The following is an 18327-nucleotide window of genomic DNA, read 5'->3' on the forward strand; positions in this document are numbered from 1 at the left end:
AAATGAGGGATTTTTTTAGTCTATTTCTTTTCTTTCTTTTTCTTCTTGCTCTAAAGTTTTTTCTGGAATTATTATATTCAAGAAAAATACAATTAAAGTCGCTACTACTACTGGAGATGCTGTGAATACCATTCTAAACCATTGCGGAAAATATCTTACAGCGTTTGGACCTACTTGTGTAATTCCCATACCTAAGGCAACACCTAATCCAACAATAGTTGTGTTTCTTACACTCATTTCACTAGATGTAATTAATTTCATACCACTCATTGCGATTTGTGCGAACACAGAAATAGTTGCCCCACCAATAACAGCTTGAGGAACTGAAAGCATCAATGCTCCAAATTTTGGTATCAATCCGCAAACAAATACCATGCTTGCTGTAATCAATAAAACTTTTCTAGCTATTACTTTTGTCATAGATACAATTCCAACATTTTGTGAATAAGTTGCAGTTGGCAAGGCGCCGATAAATGAACCAATCACACTGACGATACCATTTGCCTTAATTCCACCAGACAATTCAACATCCGTTGGCTCACGATCCATTCCACCAATTGTCGTACTTGTTAAATCCCCCACTGCTTGAACGGAGTTTACAATATACATAATTGACATAGTCAATATAGCATCCAAATGAAATTGGAATTTGAACGGATAAATTTGTGGTAACATAAACCACGAAGCATTTACCACGTTATCAAATTGAACCATGCCTAAAAACAATGATATTATGTATCCTACTATAATTCCTACCAAAATTGCGGCTAATTTGATGTAGCCTTTCATAAACATATTGCAGAATAATACAACACATAATGTAATAATGGCTACAACCCAGTTTCTTATCTCGCCTTGCATAGGTCCATTTCCACCAGACATGTAATTAACAGCTACTGAATATAGACTAAGTCCTATCGTTAAAACGACAGTTCCCGATACAATTGGAGGGAAAAATCTCCTAATCTTTCCTATAAACATTCCCGTAAAAATAGCCACTATACCGCCAATCAATTGCGAAGCATAAACCGCTCCAATTCCATATTGTTTTCCAATTGATAGTAAAACTGGGATATAAGCAAAACTAACCCCCATAATAACAGGTAATTTTGCACCAAATTTTAGTACTGGATACAATTGTAATAGTGTCGCTATCGCAGCGATGAACATTCCTGCTTGAATCAAATAAATAGCTTGTGCGTCTGTAATTGCATGCTCACTTGATTTCAATGCACTTGCCAAGACTATCGACGGCAAAGCATTCCCTACTATCATTGCCAATAAATGCTGCATAGCTATTGGAAATGATTTAAGCATGGAAGGTTTGCCATAATAATCAAATAATGAATTTGAATTACTTTCCATATACACTCTCCTCTTTAATTTCATTAAACTATATTCTATATTAAATTCGAAATAATTTAAAGAGCAATAAAAAAATACTTCCAAACTTTCAAATTAATTTTCATAATTTGTTTTGGAAGTATTCATATTATTTTACAAATCTAGTTCCTGTTAAACCGTTAATTCCTTCTTTTGCTTTTTCCAAAGAAGTTATCAAAGCTATCTTTCCTTCTCCTGATTTAACGAAATTAAGGCATGCTTTAACCTTAGGTAGCATAGAACCTTCGGCAAATTGCTTTTCTTCTATTAATTCTTCAGCTCGAGAAAAACTCAATTCATCTAAGCCTTCTTCGTTTTCTTTTCCGTAATTAATACATACTTTTTCTACTGCAGTTAAAATAATTAACAAATCAGCATCAGAAATCTCTGCCAATTTTTCAGATGTGAAATCCTTATCTATAACTGCACCTATTCCTTCTAATTGACCATCGTTTTCAATTACTGGAATTCCTCCACCGCCTCCAGCTATAACTATAAAATCTTCTTTTATCAATGTATTAATTTCTTCTTTTTCTATAATATCAATAGGTTTTGGTGATGGAACTACTCTTCTGTAACCTCTGTTAGAATCTTCTTTGAAAGTATAACCGCTTTCTTTAGCAAGTTTTTCTGACTCCTCTTTTGAATAGAATAAACCTACAGGCTTAGTTGGATTAGAAAAAGCTTCATCATCCTTATCTACTTTTACTTGAGTAATAATAGTAGATACTGCATTTTTCATGTTTCTTTTTGATAATTCGTTCTTGATAGCCTTTTGTAAATGATAACCTATGTAGCCTTGACTCATTGCAACACATTCAGCAAATGGCATGTTAGAAATTTGTGAATTGGAATTATGAGCTGTTTCCATCGCTAAATTTATCATACCAACTTGAGGTCCGTTACCATGACAAACGATAACTTCGTTACCATCTTCAACTAAATCTACTATAGAAATAGCTGTTTTTCTAACTGCTTTTATTTGTTCTGCAGGTGAATTTCCGAGAGCGTTTCCACCTAATGCTAAAACTACTTTTTTCATTTTAACTCCTTTAATAAACTAAAAATAGTATCCAAATACAAAATCCCAATGCTAAACATTGAGATTTTAATTATTAAGACACTTCAATAAATATATATTACACTGATTTTATAAAAAATACAAGAGTCTTAGAAGTTTTTTGTAATTTTTTCAGTCAAATTATTGCTAGTTCTAGTAAAATTTGACATAGCTCTCTCATATTCTCTAATTAATTTTAATCCTTCTTCAGTCAAAGTTGAACCGCCGCCATTAGCTCCACCAATTTCAGTATCCACAAATTTTTCACCATAAATTTTTTCGCTATTTTTTATGATATTAAATGCCTTGCTATAACTCATTTTCAAATTTTTGGAAGCCTTATTCAATGATTTTGTCTTGTCAATTTCTTTTAAAAGCAAGTAATTGCCTTTCCCGAAAAACTTTTTACCATTATCGTCTTCAAACCAAAATTTACAATTCACCTTCATTTTTAAGCTCCTCAATTTTATCCTCAGTTTCCTTAATCCATACAGGAATTATACAATCAAAATCATTGTAAATTGTTAATATTCTTCCGAACTCTTCTGTCAAATCTACTTCATTTTCTCCGTTTAACTTCGGCTCTAAAATATCTAAAATTGTGTAAATTGCAAGAATTCTGTAAAATAATCTAGGAATTTTGCCATTAAAATATGATTTTAGTAATGAATAATAGAAGATTCGGCTATTTTCATCAACTTCATTAATTTTTCTAAATTCAAAGAAAGAATCTCCCATATAGCTGATATTTTTAGAAACAAAATTCAAATTATCATCGGGACAAATGGATTTAAGATTATCAAACAAATAAATATTGCTCAATTTTCTTGAATCAATTAAATATCTGTTCTTTTCAATATAATCAAAAACAATATAATCCTTATCCCCTCTGAAATTCGTCATGGAATAATTGTATATAAGATTGTTGATTTTATAATTGAAAATCTTCGACCAAGTAGAATCGTCATCTATTTGGCTATCTTGATGTAATTTTCTGAGAACCTCTCCTATTTCACTTCCAAGTTGTATTTGTTTATCATAAGGTATGGGCTCTGAAAGATTTTGTATGAATTTCTTAATTATAAAAGTATGGCCATTTTCATAACCACTATCTTCAATTTTAGCAAATTTATCATTAAACTCATAGAGTAAATGACTGTTTTTACTATTAAAATTCAAAAAAGACTCCAAATCTCCTTCATATAATTCAACTATATATTTGCCTGAATCAGTAATCACAATATACTTATCATCTTGTAATTCATAGTCATTAATTTTCTTATCTTTAAAAAATTGTAAATCTTTGATTTCCATATAATCACCAATACAATTTTATCATTAAATATCAAAATTTTAAAATAAAATACTTATTCGGATATAGCTTTTTCAATTTCTGATGTTCTTTTCAATTTTAAAATTTTATCTGCATATTGCTTTGCATCTTCCATTGAAGTATTTGATATTGTATATTTGATTTTCGCAATTGATGCTGCTGGTGCTGAAAATTCATCTAATCCCATACCTAAAAGAAGCTTAGTTGCTTTTGTGTCCCCTGCAAATCCTCCACACATTCCTGTCCATTTGCCATTTTCATGGCTAACATTGATGACTTTCTTGATTGCTCTCAAAACTGCTGGATTGTATGTGTTATATAGATTTGAAATCTTTTCATTGCCTCTATCACAAGCCAAAATGTATTGAGTCAAATCATTAGTTCCAATACTAAAGAAATCAACATATTCAACCAAATCTTCAGCTACAAGTACACTTGCAGGCGTTTCAATCATAATACCTACTTCAATATTTTCATCAAATTCTACGTTTTTCTCTCTCAAGAATTTCTTATTGTTTTCAATAATATCAATAGCATTTTCAATTTCTTCAACAGAAATAACCATAGGTAGCATAATTCTAATTTTACCAAATGCAGATGCTCTTAAAATAGCTTTTATTTGTGAATCAAAAACATCTCTCATATCAAAACAAAATCTCAGCGCTCTCCAACCCAAGAAAGGATTATCTTCTTTCGGAAATGTATAATAAGGAAGTTCCTTGTCTCCACCTATATCTAACGTTCTAATAATAACAGATTTACCGTCTAGTTTTTCTACAACATTTTTGTAATATTCAAATTGTTCATCTTCTGTTGGAAAATGATCATTATACATATACAAAAACTCAGTTCTAAATAATCCTACTCCTTCGGCACCTGATTCAAGTCCTTTTTCAAGATCTTCTACATTTCCAATGTTAGTCATTACATCAATGTCTTTTCCATCAGTAGTAATTGCTTTGTTATATCTGTTTTTTTCAAGTATTGTTTTTTCTTCATCGAGTTTATTCTTTTTTATTTTGTATTCTTGAAGTATTTCTTCATCTGGATTTATTATACAAATTCCTTTAAAAGAATCAATTATTACGGTTTGTCCATCTTCTACACTTTCAGTTATATCTTTCATCCCAACAAGACAAGCAATTCCTAATGTCTGAGCTATAATTGATGTGTGAGCAGTCTTACCACCCAAATCCATCAAAAATCCAACTACATGATCTTTGTCTATTATTGATGTTTCATAAGGAGTTAATTCTTTTGATACCAAGATCGTGTTAGGATCCAACGAATCTAGTTTTTCGTTTTCAATTCCTTTAATTTTGTATAATAATTGTTGGCCAATATCTTTGTAATCAGATGCCCTTTCTCTCATGTATTCATTATCCAAAGACTGCATCATAGTGACCATTTCATCGATAGTATCCTTAAGAGCTTTATCACTAGCGTTATTTTCATTAATCTTTGTAATAACTGATTCAGACAAAAAAGGATCATCTAACATACTCAAATGAGCTTCTATTACTTGTTGTTGTGTATCATTATCAACTTCTGTATTCGATAAATTCGTTTTATATTCTTCTAAGGCTTTGTTAAATTTTTCTACATGAAGTTGAATTTCATCATCTGAAATCTTATCAATAGTTATCCTGATTTCTTGTTTTTTCATAAGTTTAACTTTTCCAATGGCTATTTGCTCACTTGCAATAATACCTTTTTTAATCAAACTCATAATACCTCCTTATAAACTAAAGCCGCCACAAAAGTGACGGCTATAAATTCTTTCTTGAATTAATCTTCTAAATTTTCTATAAATTCAACTAATTTTTTTAAGTTTTCTTCTTCGTTTTCGCCATCTAATCTAACAGTCACTTCTGTATCTTGAGAAATACCTAGTGCCATAACGTTGAAAATAGATTTTGCGTTAGCTGTTTTACCATCTTTAATAAGTTCAACTTTACCATCAAAATTCTTTACAAATTGTACTAATGATGCAGCTGGACGTGCGTGCAAACCTGTTTCATTTTTAACTATAACATTTTGTTCTACCATAATAATAATCCTCCTATGACTAATTTATTTATATCCTATTAATTGATTTTTTAAACAGGAAAATATTCTAATTTATATCTTTTACAGATTCTCTCTTCATAATTTGAGAACCTAAAATCGCTTTTTCATTTATAGTTTTATTTTCTTTTAAAACCTTTACTAAAGTTCTCATAGATACAGCACCTATATCGTAATAAGGTTCTTGAACTGTAGTAAGGGTTGGTCTGTAAATACTTGTCATTGGTATATCGCCAAATCCAGATACAGAAATATCTTCTGGAACTTTTTTATTGTTATCATAACAATAATTAATAAAACCTATTGCTTGTGCATCTTCACTAAAACTTACGCATGTTATGTTTTTAGAATCCTTCATTTCGAAAATCTTATCTCCTGCTTCATAACCATCTTTTACAGAAACACCTTCTGATGAGATTTCAAATTTTTCTAATTTTAAATCATCGCATGCTTGTCTGTATCCTTTTAGTTTTTCTTGGCCAATTTCAGTATCTTGATTTTCTTTTACAAATAAAATATTCTTGTGACCTAAATCATAGATATGATTAATCATATTTACCATTGCTTCTTTGTAATCTATTTGCACAGTGTGTATATCTTTTATATTCCAGAATTTGTCCAATTGAATATAAGGAACAGTTTGATCTTTCAATTTGAAAATAACCTCTGGTTCAATATCTTCTGAAATCAAAATTATTCCTTCTACTTGCTTTGTAAACATGAAGTCTATAATCTTTTTTTCCTGTTCCAAATCTCCATATGTAGAAGATAATAGTATATCATATTTATACATTCTTCCAATTTCTTCAGCACCTCTTACAATTTGTGCCATATATGGAATGCCGATATCCTTTACTACAACACCTATCAAGTTAGATCTTTTCATTACTAAAGATCTAGCCAATTCATTTGGTTTGAAATCAAGTTTTTCTATAGCATCCAATACTTTTCTACGTGCTTCTGGACTTACAGGCTTAGAATCGTTCATAACTCTAGATACCGTAGAAATTGAAACTCCAGCAAGTTTTGCTACGTCTTTAATTGTTGGTGATGACATTTAATCGCTCCTTACTAAAATATTTATGGGTTTATTATTTATCTCAACTTTCACTGGTAAATTACCACCATATTCTCCATCTACATCTCCTGGAACTGTTTGATTAGATTCAATGGTTAAAGTATCAGTTTGAAAATATAAAACATCTTCAGAGTAAATATGCTTTGAACTAAAAGCATCTATTAAAATCTGAGCAACCTCTTTCAGACGGGAATGTTTAATAATTAGAACATCCAACTTTTGATCGTCTATCTTTGCATTTGGGCAAATATTTTCAAAACCACCTACAGTATTGGAATTAGAAATAATCATTAATGGAGATTTTATTTCTATATAATCATCTTTAGTTTTAATCTTCAATTCCATAGGTTGATTTAATGTATTCGGAAGTTCTTTTAACCCTTCCACGATATATGCAAGCCTTCCAAAAATAGCTTTTTGAGCTTTATCAGTTACATAACTGACCGATGCAATATTTCCCACTGCAAAAACGTTGATAAAATATCTGTGTGAGTCTTCATTGCTAATTTTACCGATATCACTTTTAATAATTTTGCCCGTTTTAATCATTCTATATAATTTGTATGGTGTTGTAGGTAGATTTAAATAAGTTGCGAAATCGTTTACTGTACCAGTAGAATAAATAGTAATCGGAATATCTGATTCACTATCACAAATTCCATGAACAACCTCATTAACCGTCCCATCTCCACCTGATATAACTATCAAATCCCAATCATCTGAAGATGTGTTTAACGCTTCGTTATATGCGTCATTTTTGCCTTTTGTTTTAAAAAGTTGAACCACAAAATTATCTTCAATAAGATAATTTATCAGTTTGGTCAAATCCCTTGCGTGAGTTTGACTACCAGATGATGGATTTGAAATAATTTTTATTCTTTTCATTCTATCCCATCTTTCCATAATAGCATACCAAAAAATTAATTGTTTTTCAATAGGATTTTGACAATTTCTACAATTGTTTTCATGAAATATAAAAAAATTTAAAAATTCATAATAAGCCAATCAGAAATTTTCCGATTGGCTTATAGATTCTTATTAAATTATCTTCTTGCTAAACTCTTTACGAAATTAATAATATCCCTAGCAGAACCAACATAGTCTGTAGAATTTAAAAATCCGTATTTTATATTAGTTGCAGTATCCGTTACTGATTCAGCAACATAATCTACAGTATTAGATACGTTGCTTGAAACAGATTCTACATGTGATAAAGTGTTACTTACATTATTTGTAATATTTCTTACATCTGGAGAAACATCGCCTATTAATCTGTCGGCTTTATTAGTTATACCAGTTACATTATCTAGTATTTGTGGTACTTCGCCAATTGATCTATCGATATCCTTTTTGTTATCAGCTAAAACAGCTTTTACGCTTTTGATTAAGTCTGTAAGTTTGAAGAAAAATACGATTAAAGCAATTAAGAATCCAGATAAACAAATATATAATATTATTTTAAATATATATAAAGCATCTACCATTTCTTACCTACTTTTTGATTTCTTTTTTAACTTCTTTTGCTTCTTCTTTAGCAGTTTCGGCAGTTTTCTTTGCTTGTTTTTTTCCTTCTTCTACAGTTTTTTCTGCACCGTCTTTTGCTTCTTCTGCTACTTTTTTAGCTGAATCTCCAACTTTTTCTGCAGAATCTTTTACTTGGTCTTTAGTGTCTTTAACGTCTTCTTTGATTACTTTTCCGTCTTTTTTTACTACATCTTTAAGATCTTCACCAAGAACTCCCAAATCAGTTTTAACTTCATCAAATTGATCAGAAACTCTATTTAGTTCAGTCATTCCTCTATCTTGGAAATCTTGATATTTGTCTTTAACACTGTCTGTTACATTGTCAGCAGTTAATTTTACAGTATCTACTGCATCGTTTAAGTTATTTACTGCTGTTTTCTTAGTTTCTTCTGCAAATTTTTTGATGTCTTTTCTAGTTTCTTCACCTGATTTAGGTGCCAATAATAATCCTGCTGCTAAGCCTAATGAAGCACCAATAACTGTACCTAAAGTAATTTTAGCTTCGTCTTCATATTTACGTTTAGCAATTTCCCATTTGATTTGTCTTTCCTTTTCTCTTCTTTTATGTTCTAAATAATCCATTAAACTCATAATAACATCTCCTTAAATAAATTTTCTTATGATTATTGTATACCCTCTAATTTCATATCTCAAACATTATTAGTGAATAATTTATAAAGTTTTAATCTTTTAGATACAATCTAACCCAAGTTTCCCAGCCAACAGTCTGTTTTGGTGATTTCAATAAACCATTTTTCCCTTTGGCAACCATACGTACAAAATCTTTATCTTCAGTTAAGTTTTTCCTACCTAATTCATTAAATTTTTCAGTAGTAAGACCTGTGTTTTTATCATTTACAAATACCAAACAGTCATCATCTATAGTCTTTCTTATTTCGTAATTCTTATCACCACTTGTAACATCAAAATCAGAAATTGTTTTATTAATGTCTACTAAATCCCAATTTATTTTATCGTTTTTAGAAAAGAAAGATAAGTCATAATTTTGTCTCATGACTAAATCATTAGATTCAATCAACAGAACTTTTTTACCTGGAAATGCGTATTCTGATGCATTTTCTAAACTTAATTTTGCATTTTTGGGGTTTTCTATTTCAATCTTTATTGGATCTATTAAAATTTTGTATCCGTCATTTCCTTTTACGATTTTTAAAGGATTGTTACTTTTATAAGATTTATCTGATTTTAACTTCGCTTCATCATCTTCTAACCATTTCAAAATAGTTGATTGATATTCAGAGTTAGAATTTAATTCACTAATGAATTCATCAGCATCTTTGTTTTTAAATGGTACGGATTGATTTGAAGACTTTACAATACTTATCATTTGTTCTGAAGACTTTGATTGAACAGATTGCATGAACTTAGACTTAACAGATTCTGCTGTAATAGTTTTTTCTGCCAAATTTTCTTGAAACATAGGTTTTATATATTTAATTCCAAATACTATACCAATAAGTAAGGCTACTCCAACAATGGAGAATAAAATCTTTTTAAATAGTGAAGATTTTTCATCGTCTTCATATTCATAATATTCATTATCGTTATAATAATCATTGTTTGTTTCTTCAAATGCTTTTTTTCTTTGTTCTTTTAACAACTCTGATTCCGATTCTATATCCGAAACGCTTAATCGATCAGTTGTATCTTGATTATGATTATTTATTTTTTTATCGTAGTTTGTATTATTGTTTTCAGAGCTTTTCACATCATCAATAGTTAACTTATTTCTACGAATTTGTGATTCGCTTCTATACTTTGATGCCTCTAGCAGAAAATCTTCAAATGTTTTTCCTTCCGAAGAATAATCCTCATCCTTTGAAAAATCATGTCCACATACTCTACAAAATCTATCTTCAATGCTCACAAATGAATTACAATTTGGGCATTTTTTAAAATTAGAATCTTTCATAATATCACTCACCTTCATCTAACATATATTATACATTCTAGCACTATTTTAGTGAATAGATACAGAATTAAATGCATACGAAAAAAGCATGAGATATTGTCCCATGCTTATAAGCGAAATCGCTTTTATTTTCAAAATATCCTCAGAAGACCCTAATCAATTAATGACCTTCAGTATGTGAAGGTGGGTTGACTGTCTCAAACATCTGACATCCCTTCAAAGAGGGCTCGTCATCAATTATTGAACGTCCGTCATCCCTTATAGTGTGTGTCGGTTTAATTTTTCAGGATTCCTCTTCTGAGGTTAATTTAATTATACTACAACATAAAAGTGTTTTCAAGTAAGATTAATTATTCAAAAATTTATTAAATCTTTGTGGAATTCCTGTCGTAATAATATGCTTATTTCTTCTCATATCAACAAATTCTATTTCATTTGCATGTAGCATTTGAGAAAATCCTTCTATTTTTTCTCCGTACAAACTATCTGCGACTATTGGACAATTAATATGTTCCATGCTTACTCTTATTTGATGAGTTCTACCTGTCAAAAGCTTTAAACTAACCAATGAATAATCCCCATAATTTTTAAGATTTTGTAAAATAGTTACACTATTTTTCCCGTTTTCATCAATTTCAGTTTTAACTCCATCGCGTTTTAAATTTAATTCTATCTTTTGATTTTTAGGATTTCCTTTTACGATTGCCAAGTATTTTTTCTCAAACGAGTTTTTTTGATAATAGGCTTGAGCTATTTTATTTTTAGCAACCATTACAACACCTGATGTATCTTGATCCAATCTATTGATAAATCTAACTTTTTGATTAATATTTCTTTGCTCAAATAAATAAGACACAAAATTCGCTAAGCTTTCTTCTCCGTCTGTATTCATTGTAAGTTTGTCAGGTTTATTTAATACAAAAATATCATCATCTTCATACAAAACTTCAATGTATAAATTTATTGGTTTGTAATTATTCTCTTCATTTCTAAGATTGATGGTTACTTTGTCACCTGGTTTTAATTTAGAATTTCTCTTTGAATGTTTCCCATTTATAAAAATATCATCTTTGTAAATACTGAGAAATAAATTTTTGGAAATGTGATTTGATTTCAAAAACTCATCTAACCTAATTTTTTTATCTACATCAAAACTAATTTGTTTCATTGTTTAAAACTCCACTTTTTTGGTATAATAAAATTATATCAAATATTAGGAGCTTTTAGAATAAATGAACAAGAACAGTAAAATTATTAATATATATGTAAACGATAACCAAAAATCATTAGAAACAGCAATGATTGTAAAAGAAAAATTGGAGCAAAAAGGATTTAAACCTACTTTTGACTTTGATGAAAATGCCCTGATAAATTTATGCATCGGTGGAGATGGTGCTTTTTTAAGAGCTGTTCACAAGTATGAGTTTTCTACGATTCCTTTTGTAGGAATTAATACTGGTCATTTGGGTTTTTACCAAGAAATTCTTATTCCAAATATAGACAAATTCATTTCGGATTTAGTAAATCAAAATTATGGTGTAGAAAAGATATCACTTTTAGAATCTAAAACAGCTATTCGTAACAGTAGCAAGACATATACTCACAAAGCATTAAATGAGTTTGTTGTAAAAAGTGACGATTCATCAATTGTTTATTTAGATGTATACATTGATGACAATCACCTTGAATCATTCGCTGGAGATGGAATCATAGTATCGACTCCTTCTGGTTCAACTGCATATAATTTTTCAGCAGGAGGATCTGTGTTGTATCATGGGCTCGATGGTTTTCAAGTAACACCTCTTGCGCCTATTAATTCAAAAGCGTATCGCTCACTTTTGAATTCATTAGTCGTTCCTTCAAAAAGTAATGTAACATTTTATTTTAGAGATCACAATTTTGACAAAAAAAGCTCCATCGTCTTGGCAGATGGATTGAACAGAAGCTATGATAATGTCGATTACGTAAACTTTACTTATTCAGACCAATATATTAACAAATTAGTATTCTTAAAAGACTGGTACTGGTTAAATATTAAAGATAAATTCTTATAAAATCATGACCACCCGTAAATGAACTGACCCCAAAAAGTTGGACCTAAAACCAACTTAGAGGAGGTCAGTTTTTTCATGAAAAAATATAGTACAGAATTTAAGATGAAAATAGTACAAGAATACTTAAATGAAGAAGGAGGATATAAATATTTAACTGATAAATATGGACTCAGTGATCATTCAGTAGTCAGAAGATGGGTTAATTCATACAAAACACAAGGGTATGAAGGCCTAAAAATTTCTAGAAAAAATAATAGTTACTCTTTCGAATTTAAGAAAAATGTAGTAAAGTTGTACTTAACAGGAGAAATGTCCTATCAAGAACTTTCTAATCAATTTAAGATTAATAATCCAGCAATCATTGCTAGATGGGTAATTAATTTTAGAAATCAAGGACTTGATGGACTTAGACCTAAAAAGATAGGAAGACCTTCAAGCATGACTAAAGATAAAAATAAAAATAAAGAACAAGTAAAGAAAGAATATTCTAAGGAAGAAATAGATGAAATTGCTGAACTTAAAGATAAGCTTTACTGGGCACAAATGGAAATAGATTTTCTAAAAAAAAAGATGGAATTAGAGGACGAGGAAGATCAGAAAATGAGAGAATGGCTCGAATAATTGACTCATTAAGAGAAAAATATCTATTAAAAGATTTGCTTAGCTATTTAAAATTCCCTAAGTCAACATACATGTATTGGAAAAAAAGATTTGACAGAAAAAATAAAGATGAAGCCTTTGAGAATCAAATCAAGAAAATAAGAAAAGATAATCCAAACTATGGATACAGAAGAATACATGCAATGCTTAGAAGAATTGGTCTTGTAATAAACAAGAAAAAAGTTCAAAGACTGGTACAAAAACTAAAGCTTCAAGTTAGAAATTTTGCACGTAAATCAAGAAAATATTACTCATACAAGGGAACAGTGGGTAAAGTAGCACCAAATAGGATAAAAAGAAGATTTAACACTTCTGTAGTACATCAAAAAATCACAACAGATACAAGTGAATTCAAATACTATGAAATAGATAAATCTGGGAATATGCAAGTAAAAAAACTTTACTTAAATCCTTTCTTGGATATGTTTAATGGAGAAATCATTAGCTATTCAATAACAACTTCACCATCATTAGAGGCAATAATAACTCCTCTTGAAGAAGCGATAGAAAAGACTTCAGACTGCAAATATAAAAGAATCTTTCATTCGGATCAAGGCTGGGCGTATCAATTAAAACAATATACTAATAGGTTAGAAAGTGATGGAATTTTACAGAGTATGTCAAGAAAAGGAAATTGCTTAGATAATTCCCCTATGGAAAATTTCTTTGGGATATTAAAACAAGAAATTTACTATGGTAGAACGTTTAAATCATTTAATGAACTAAAAAAGACAATAGAAGAATATATAAAATATTACAATGAAGATAGAATAAAAGAAAAACTTGGATATTTAAGTCCAGTTGAATATAGGAAATTAAATGCAGCTTAGCTGCGATTTCCCCTAGGGGAAATATGAGGACAAAAAAACCAGAGACAAATATTTCTAAATGTCTCTGGTATAAAGTCCAACTTTTTGGGGTCACCTTACTAACTGGGGGTTTTCTTCTTACAAAAAAGATGAGGAAAAATTCCTCACCTTCGTTTTTTTACATATATGCGCCAGGGCCTGGTTGAGGCATAGCTGGTTCATCTTCTTTTATTGAAACTACTGCTGCTTCTGTTGTCAATAACAAACTTGCAACTGATGCCGCATTTTGTAATGCTGATAAAGTTACTTTAGTTGGATCTACGATACCAGCTTTTAACATATCAACATATTCACCTTTGTAAGCATCAAATCCGATGCCTTTTTCTTTATTTTTAACATTTTCAACAATAACTGATCCATCAATACCGGCATTTATTGCGATTTGTTTTACAGGTTCTTCTAATGCTTTTAAAATTATTTTAACGCCTGTTTTTTCATCTCCTTCAACGTCATCGACAAGTTTTTCAACTTCTTCAAGAATATCTAATAGAATTGTTCCACCACCAGCTACAATTCCTTCTTCAACTGCTGCTCTTGTAGCTGCAAGAGCGTCTTCTATTCTCAATTTTCTTTCTTTTAATTCTGTTTCTGTAGCTGCTCCGACTTCAATTACCGCAACACCACCAGATAATTTCGCTAATCTTTCTTGAAGTTTTTCTCTATCATATTCAGAATCAGTTTCAGGAATTCTGTTTTGAATTTGGTTAATTCTTTCTTCAATCTTAGATTGTTCACCATTTCCATCAACAATTGTTGTTTTATCTTTTGATACATTAACTTTTCTTGCTCTTCCAAGCATATCAAATGATGCATCTTTTAATTCGATTCCCAAATCTTCTGTAATTAATTGTGCTCCAGTTAAAATGCAGATATCTTCAAGCATTTCTTTTCTTCTGTCTCCGAATCCTGGCGCCTTTACAGCTACACAGTTGAAAGTTCCTCGGATTTTATTTAAAACTAATGTTGCTAGTGCTTCACCTTCAACATCTTCAGCGATTATAAATAATGGCTTACCTTGTTGAACAACTTGTTCTAATAATGGCAATATATCTTGAATATTTGTAATTTTTCTGTCAGTAACTAAAATGAATGGATCTTCCATTGCTGCAACCATTTTGTCTGAATCAGAAACCATGTAAGGAGAAACATATCCTCTATCGAATTCCATACCTTCTACAACATTTAATGTAGTTCCCATAGATTTTGATTCCTCAACAGTAATTACACCACTGTTTCCAACTTTTTCCATAGCCTCTGCAATTAGTTTGCCAATAGTTTCATCTGCAGCTGATACGCTACCAACATTAGCAATTTCTTCTTTTGTAGTAACGCTGTGACTTCTAGCTTTGATAGCTTCTACAGACTTCTCAACAGCTTTTCTAATACCTTTTTGCAAAACTATAGGATTAGCACCAGCTGCTAAGTTTTTCAATCCTTCTCTAATAATAGCTTGGGCTAAAAGTGTTGCAGTAGTTGTACCATCACCTGCTACGTCATTTGTTTTTGTCGCAACTTCTTTTACTAATTGTGCACCCATGTTTTCGTATTCATCTTCAAGTTCAATTTCTCTTGCAATTGAAACACCATCATTTGTAATCAATGGTGCGCCGTATTCTTTATCTAAAACTACATTGCGGCCTTTTGGTCCCAATGTTACTTTAACTGTATCTGATAATTTATTAATACCTTCTACCATGCTTTTACGAGCATCATCTGAAAATTTAATTTTTTTTGCCATAAAAATTATCCTCCTATTCTACAACTGCTAGAATATCTTCATATTTTACTAGAATATAATCTGTATCTTCTAGTTTTATTTCTGTTCCAGCATATTTTGAGTATATAACTTTATCTCCAACCTTAATGTTGCCTTTCATTTTTTCGTCTTCTTCTACTTCAGATCCAATAGCTAAAACTTCTGCATAAACAGGAGCTTCTTTGGCTGAAGATGGGAGAACTATTCCAGAGAATGTTTTTTCTTCTTCTTTTTCTTGTTTTTTTAATACTAATCTATCACCAATAGGTTTTAAATTCATGATATCCTCCTTCAGAATCTTTTGTTAGCACTCTAACCTGTTGAGTGTTAATCCTCTTATATAATAAACCACAGTTTTGTTTTTATCAAATATGTTTATTCTCATTTAAATAGACTTACCTCTATTTATTTTGATATTACTCGTATTAATTCTATTTTCTATGATGAAATTCTCAAAGTTATTTTCCGATAGTATTTTCTCTTCCATAGTAGAATAAATATTGCTGTGCATATCCAGCATAATCTCCAAACAAATCGTCCGCGTATTTTGCAATTAAATTTTTATTTGTTTCTTCTTTAATAAACAAATATTCCATAACTCGTTTTATCCACACATCAACTGGAAATGTGTTGTGTCTGTTGTATGAAAAAAGCATAATACAATCAGCAACTTTTGGTCCTACTCCTGGAAGTTTAATTAATTCTTTTCTTAATTCTTCGTTTGATAAGTTATCAATTTTCAAAATATCAAACTCGTTATTTGCAACCATTTTTGACACATCTACAATTCTTTTATCTCTGAATCCAACGCGGCACACTTCTCTCATTTCTTCCACTGGTACTTTTGCTAAATCTTCAGGCTTAGGAAAAGAATATAATTTTCTACCGTTAAATTCTCCCAAAAAATTTCCGTAATTTTCACAAATTATATTTACGGATTTCATAATTCTAGGTATTTGATTGTTTGCTGAGATTATGAATGAAATTATTGTAGAAAATTTATCTTGATTTAATATTCTGATTCCATCACCATATTCTAATGCGTTTTTTAAAGTTTCATTGAAAGATAATTTTTCTTTGATTTCTGAATAATCTGTTTTCAAATCAAAATAATTTTCCCATTTTTTATAGTAATCATCTTCTGTACAGTTTTTGATATAAACGTAATCTCCAACCAAACTTACATTACAGTACATGTCACCATCAACAGTTGTATAGGACATATCGTCTTCTTTGTACCATCTAAACGCCTGCCCACATTCAAAAATGTGGGTAGGGTTAAAAGATGATTGTTCAATTTTAGTAAGTTTTAATTCATCATTAAATTCTATTTGTGTTTGCATTAATACCATCCGCGTATTTTCATTGTCTCGCTAATCTTTTTGATTGAATGTACATAAGCAGCTTGTCTCAATGTTATATTAAGTTTTTCAGATAAAGCCCAAATTTCATCAAATGATTTATTAATCAATTGATATTCTTTGTCTCTGACTTCTTCTTCAGGCCAATAATATCCCGCTTTGTTTTGTACCCATTCAAAATAAGATACAGTAACTCCACCAGAGTTTGCTAAAATATCAGGAACAATAACTACATTTTTTTCATTTAAGATTTCATCTGCATCCTTTGTTATAGGTCCATTTGCACCTTCTACAATGATTTTCGCTTTAATTGAATTAACATTTTCAGTTGTAATTGCATTTTCCAAAGCAGCAGGAATCAAAACATCAACATCAGCTGCGAAAAAATCCTCATTTGAAATTACTTCGCATCCTTCAATGCTAGCAAAGTCTTTTTCTTTTGTTTGAGCAATTTCGTAGCATTCTTCAAAGTTGAATCCGTCTTCCTTGTGAATTGCAAATACTCTTCTTTGCTTATTGCATTCCATGATGTATTTGACTTTCATACCATGTTCAAGCACGTATTTTAAAGTATAAATACCAACATTACCTAATCCTTGTAATGCAACAGTCGTTTCTTCTAGTTTTTTATTCAAATTTAAAACAGCTTTTTTTGCACTTAGAGCTACTGAAAATCCTGTAGCTTCTGTTCTTCCCAATGATCCCCCAAACTCAATTGGTTTACCAGTGAAAGTTCCCATTTGATTAGTACCAGTTAATTTGTTGTACTCATCAGCCATCCAACTCATAATTTTTCCATTTGTATTAACATCTGGGGCTGGAATATCAAAATCTTCTCCTAAATATTTGTACATTCCATCAACGAATCCCCTGGATAATCTTTCCAATTCCCCTTCAGAAAGTTTAGATGGATCTACAATTATCCCACCTTTTCCTCCACCATAAGGTAGATTAGTTACTTGACATTTAAAAGTCATCCATATAGACAAAGCTTTAACTTCATCCAAGTTAACATCTTCTCTTAATCTCAAGCCACCTTTTGTAGGACCCATTGCATTATTATGTTGTGATCTATATCCTTTAAATACTTTCATTGATCCATCATCCATTTTCACTGGAATATTTATTTCAATGACTCTGTAGGGATCTTTTAATAATTCATAAACGCTATCGTCTAATTTTAAAATTTCGCAAGCTTTTTTAATTTGATATCTTGCGTTTTCCAACGGATTTAATGTTTCTGTCATAT

At 30.4% G+C, this 18327-nt stretch carries 18 protein-coding genes; 2 read left to right on the plus strand and 16 right to left on the minus strand.

Annotated elements, in window-relative coordinates; all coding sequences use genetic code 11:
• Nucleotides 1-15: 15 nt before the first annotated feature.
• From ACLUJM_RS05375 to ACLUJM_RS05430, 12 genes are all read right to left on the minus strand, one after another.
• Complete coding sequence (locus ACLUJM_RS05375; protein ID WP_294685773.1) at nucleotides 16-1365, minus strand: uracil-xanthine permease family protein; 1350 nt, start codon at nucleotides 1363-1365, stop codon at nucleotides 16-18.
• 127 nt (nucleotides 1366-1492) lie between these two features.
• On the minus strand, nucleotides 1493-2425 hold the full coding sequence (gene arcC / locus ACLUJM_RS05380; RefSeq protein ID WP_316535528.1) for a carbamate kinase: 933 nt from the start codon (nucleotides 2423-2425) through the stop codon (nucleotides 1493-1495).
• A gap of 128 nt (nucleotides 2426-2553) precedes the next feature.
• A complete protein-coding gene (locus ACLUJM_RS05385; protein WP_294685777.1) occupies nucleotides 2554-2892 on the minus strand; it encodes a winged helix-turn-helix domain-containing protein in 339 nt (112 codons plus the stop codon).
• Nucleotides 2876-3757 carry a hypothetical protein gene (locus ACLUJM_RS05390; RefSeq protein ID WP_294685779.1) on the minus strand — a complete coding sequence of 294 codons (882 nt, stop codon included), beginning with the start codon at nucleotides 3755-3757 and terminating at the stop codon, nucleotides 2876-2878. The genes ACLUJM_RS05385 and ACLUJM_RS05390 overlap by 17 nt, the downstream gene beginning before the upstream one ends.
• A gap of 53 nt (nucleotides 3758-3810) precedes the next feature.
• Complete coding sequence (gene ptsP, locus ACLUJM_RS05395) at nucleotides 3811-5505, minus strand: phosphoenolpyruvate--protein phosphotransferase (protein WP_294685780.1); 1695 nt, start codon at nucleotides 5503-5505, stop codon at nucleotides 3811-3813.
• 59 nt (nucleotides 5506-5564) lie between these two features.
• Nucleotides 5565-5825 carry an HPr family phosphocarrier protein gene (locus ACLUJM_RS05400; RefSeq protein ID WP_002836732.1) on the minus strand — a complete coding sequence of 87 codons (261 nt, stop codon included), beginning with the start codon at nucleotides 5823-5825 and terminating at the stop codon, nucleotides 5565-5567.
• 67 nt (nucleotides 5826-5892) lie between these two features.
• Nucleotides 5893-6900 (minus strand): LacI family DNA-binding transcriptional regulator, encoded by a 1008-nt coding sequence (locus tag ACLUJM_RS05405; protein WP_294685782.1) that lies wholly within the window; start codon nucleotides 6898-6900, stop codon nucleotides 5893-5895.
• Nucleotides 6901-7806, minus strand: coding sequence for a diacylglycerol/lipid kinase family protein (locus ACLUJM_RS05410; protein WP_294685783.1), 906 nt, complete (start codon nucleotides 7804-7806; stop codon nucleotides 6901-6903). It lies immediately after the preceding gene.
• Between the two features lie 158 nt (nucleotides 7807-7964).
• Entirely contained in the window at nucleotides 7965-8405 is a 441-nt protein-coding gene (locus ACLUJM_RS05415; RefSeq protein ID WP_294685784.1) for a hypothetical protein, read from the minus strand.
• 7 nt (nucleotides 8406-8412) lie between these two features.
• Nucleotides 8413-9036 (minus strand): YtxH domain-containing protein, encoded by a 624-nt coding sequence (locus ACLUJM_RS05420; protein WP_294685786.1) that lies wholly within the window; start codon nucleotides 9034-9036, stop codon nucleotides 8413-8415.
• A gap of 91 nt (nucleotides 9037-9127) precedes the next feature.
• Complete coding sequence (locus ACLUJM_RS05425; RefSeq protein WP_294685787.1) at nucleotides 9128-10378, minus strand: zinc ribbon domain-containing protein; 1251 nt, start codon at nucleotides 10376-10378, stop codon at nucleotides 9128-9130.
• 346 nt (nucleotides 10379-10724) lie between these two features.
• On the minus strand, nucleotides 10725-11546 hold the full coding sequence (locus tag ACLUJM_RS05430; protein WP_294685788.1) for an RluA family pseudouridine synthase: 822 nt from the start codon (nucleotides 11544-11546) through the stop codon (nucleotides 10725-10727).
• 64 nt (nucleotides 11547-11610) lie between these two features.
• Here ACLUJM_RS05430 and ACLUJM_RS05435 point away from each other — a divergent pair, with 64 nt between their 5' ends.
• Both ACLUJM_RS05435 and ACLUJM_RS05440 read left to right on the plus strand, forming a co-directional pair.
• The gene (locus tag ACLUJM_RS05435; protein WP_294685790.1) at nucleotides 11611-12432 is read left to right on the plus strand and encodes an NAD(+)/NADH kinase; all 822 of its coding nucleotides are present in this window, start codon (nucleotides 11611-11613) and stop codon (nucleotides 12430-12432) included.
• 75 nt (nucleotides 12433-12507) lie between these two features.
• Nucleotides 12508-13922, plus strand: a protein-coding gene (locus ACLUJM_RS05440; RefSeq protein ID WP_412412394.1) for an IS3 family transposase whose coding sequence is annotated in 2 segments (ribosomal slippage) — nucleotides 12508-13032 and nucleotides 13035-13922 — 1413 coding nt in all. Because the reading frame shifts where the segments join, the coding sequence is not laid out codon by codon here.
• Nucleotides 13923-14079: 157 nt separating this feature from the next.
• On the opposite strand, the gene groL is transcribed toward ACLUJM_RS05440, so the two are convergent.
• The 4 genes from groL to ACLUJM_RS05460 form a co-directional block, all read right to left on the minus strand.
• Entirely contained in the window at nucleotides 14080-15699 is a 1620-nt protein-coding gene (groL, locus tag ACLUJM_RS05445; protein ID WP_412412395.1) for a chaperonin GroEL, read from the minus strand.
• Nucleotides 15700-15712: 13 nt separating this feature from the next.
• Nucleotides 15713-15997: a co-chaperone GroES gene (locus tag ACLUJM_RS05450; protein ID WP_002839153.1), complete on the minus strand. Its 285-nt coding sequence runs from the start codon at nucleotides 15995-15997 to the stop codon at nucleotides 15713-15715.
• A 178-nt stretch (nucleotides 15998-16175) separates the two neighbouring features.
• Nucleotides 16176-17060 (minus strand): DNA-3-methyladenine glycosylase family protein, encoded by an 885-nt coding sequence (locus ACLUJM_RS05455; RefSeq protein WP_412412396.1) that lies wholly within the window; start codon nucleotides 17058-17060, stop codon nucleotides 16176-16178.
• Nucleotides 17060-18325 (minus strand): Glu/Leu/Phe/Val family dehydrogenase, encoded by a 1266-nt coding sequence (locus ACLUJM_RS05460; RefSeq protein WP_412412397.1) that lies wholly within the window; start codon nucleotides 18323-18325, stop codon nucleotides 17060-17062. Before ACLUJM_RS05460 ends, ACLUJM_RS05455 begins: the two co-directional genes overlap by 1 nt.
• Nucleotides 18326-18327 lie beyond the last annotated feature (2 nt).

Origin of the sequence: Finegoldia sp. (assembly GCF_046991905.1) — a bacterium.
Lineage (GTDB): Bacteria > Bacillota > Clostridia > Tissierellales > Peptoniphilaceae > Finegoldia.

Bases quoted from the DNA above. Each gene is read 5' to 3' on its own strand.
- ACLUJM_RS05375 (WP_294685773.1), bottom strand. From the start codon at position 1,365: ATGGAAAGTAATTCAAATTCATTATTTGATTATTATGGCAAACCTTCC.
- arcC (WP_316535528.1), bottom strand. From the start codon at position 2,425: ATGAAAAAAGTAGTTTTAGCATTAGGTGGAAACGCTCTCGGAAATTCA.
- ACLUJM_RS05385 (WP_294685777.1), bottom strand. From the start codon at position 2,892: ATGAAGGTGAATTGTAAATTTTGGTTTGAAGACGATAATGGTAAAAAG.
- ACLUJM_RS05390 (WP_294685779.1), bottom strand. From the start codon at position 3,757: ATGGAAATCAAAGATTTACAATTTTTTAAAGATAAGAAAATTAATGAC.
- ptsP (WP_294685780.1), bottom strand. From the start codon at position 5,505: ATGAGTTTGATTAAAAAAGGTATTATTGCAAGTGAGCAAATAGCCATT.
- ACLUJM_RS05400 (WP_002836732.1), bottom strand. From the start codon at position 5,825: ATGGTAGAACAAAATGTTATAGTTAAAAATGAAACAGGTTTGCACGCA.
- ACLUJM_RS05405 (WP_294685782.1), bottom strand. From the start codon at position 6,900: ATGTCATCACCAACAATTAAAGACGTAGCAAAACTTGCTGGAGTTTCA.
- ACLUJM_RS05410 (WP_294685783.1), bottom strand. From the start codon at position 7,806: ATGAAAAGAATAAAAATTATTTCAAATCCATCATCTGGTAGTCAAACT.
- ACLUJM_RS05415 (WP_294685784.1), bottom strand. From the start codon at position 8,405: ATGGTAGATGCTTTATATATATTTAAAATAATATTATATATTTGTTTA.
- ACLUJM_RS05420 (WP_294685786.1), bottom strand. From the start codon at position 9,036: ATGAGTTTAATGGATTATTTAGAACATAAAAGAAGAGAAAAGGAAAGA.
- ACLUJM_RS05425 (WP_294685787.1), bottom strand. From the start codon at position 10,378: ATGAAAGATTCTAATTTTAAAAAATGCCCAAATTGTAATTCATTTGTG.
- ACLUJM_RS05430 (WP_294685788.1), bottom strand. From the start codon at position 11,546: ATGAAACAAATTAGTTTTGATGTAGATAAAAAAATTAGGTTAGATGAG.
- ACLUJM_RS05435 (WP_294685790.1), top strand. From the start codon at position 11,611: ATGAACAAGAACAGTAAAATTATTAATATATATGTAAACGATAACCAA.
- groL (WP_412412395.1), bottom strand. From the start codon at position 15,699: ATGGCAAAAAAAATTAAATTTTCAGATGATGCTCGTAAAAGCATGGTA.
- ACLUJM_RS05450 (WP_002839153.1), bottom strand. From the start codon at position 15,997: ATGAATTTAAAACCTATTGGTGATAGATTAGTATTAAAAAAACAAGAA.
- ACLUJM_RS05455 (WP_412412396.1), bottom strand. From the start codon at position 17,060: ATGCAAACACAAATAGAATTTAATGATGAATTAAAACTTACTAAAATT.
- ACLUJM_RS05460 (WP_412412397.1), bottom strand. From the start codon at position 18,325: ATGACAGAAACATTAAATCCGTTGGAAAACGCAAGATATCAAATTAAA.